At 35.2% G+C, this 1150-nt stretch carries 1 protein-coding gene; it reads left to right on the top strand.

Annotated elements, in window-relative coordinates; genetic code table 11:
• Positions 1–258: 258 nt before the first annotated feature.
• Positions 259–942, top strand: coding sequence for a response regulator transcription factor (locus ACIR131C_RS0117775; protein ID WP_028091283.1), 684 nt, complete (start codon positions 259–261; stop codon positions 940–942).
• The last annotated feature ends 208 nt before the right edge of the window (positions 943–1150 follow it).

Below are 1150 nucleotides of genomic sequence, written 5' to 3'. Positions count from 1 at the left end.
TACAATCGACAAGAAAAGCAGTGGATAATTGCCATTAGGTCTTCGACTAATTCTTGTTGAGGTCTTTTCAATTACGTCCAGTTTTGTCAAGCATTTCTAAAAATTTAAGATTTTCTTTATAAATTCTTGACCAAGGGGACATTAACAGGTATTTTTGTCATAGTATGAAGAATAAGATAACTATTCTTGCCTGTGTCTATTGATATTTCTCATGGTGGCACATTACTCAGTTAAAAAAATTATAGGGGTGTACTGTCCATGCCCTTGACTATTCTAATCGCAGATGACGACATAGGTACTCGTTTAGCCATTAGTGATTATCTTGATCTATCCGGTTATCATGTAATTACTGCTGATAATGGTATTGATGCTTTGAATACGCTGGAAAAGTATCATCCTGATTTGCTAGTGACAGATATTATGATGCCACTAATGAATGGTTATGAGTTGGTGCGTCGTGTTCGTCAATTATCCGCGTTTCGCTTATTACCTGTAATTTTATTAACAGCGAGAACTAAAATCCAAGAACGAATTTTGGGGTATCAATCTGGTTGTGATTTGTATCTGCCTAAGCCTTTTGAATTGGAAGAATTAGCCGCTGCTATTCGCAATTTATTAGAGCGATCGCAAATTATCCAATCGGAATGTCGTTTTATTTACCAAGATAATAACCGTAATTTAACTTATACAAAGGCAGAAAACGGTCATATTTCTGTATCTACTCAGGTTCAGATATCTCAAGTATTGACACCGTTAACTGTGAGGGAAAAGGAGGTTTTAGACCTTTTAACCCATGGTTTTTCTAATGTGGAAATTGGTAATCATTTACATTTAAGTCCGCGTACGGTGGAGAAATATGTGAGTAGTTTATTGAGAAAAACAGAAACTAGTAATCGTGCTGAATTGGTTAGATTTGCGATCAAACATGATTTAGTAGAATAGGATTTTTGTCCAAATTGACATTTTTAGTCTGGTAAGATTCAGTGAAATTGAGTATTTTGAGGGTGCGTTAGTAAGTCCATAACGCACCAAAATATAATCCGACTAAAACTTACAAATAGACTCTGATTTCAGGGGACATTGTTTAGAGGTAAGTGGATTTTTCGTAAGGTCAACTTCAGTTAATTTAGTCAAATCAGACAAAGGTTGG

This window comes from Dolichospermum circinale AWQC131C (genome assembly GCF_000426905.1).
Classification (GTDB): domain Bacteria; phylum Cyanobacteriota; class Cyanobacteriia; order Cyanobacteriales; family Nostocaceae; genus Dolichospermum; species Dolichospermum circinale.
The sequence above is the reverse complement of the archived record's forward strand: the minus strand, read 5'-3'. Positions and strand labels throughout refer to the sequence as shown.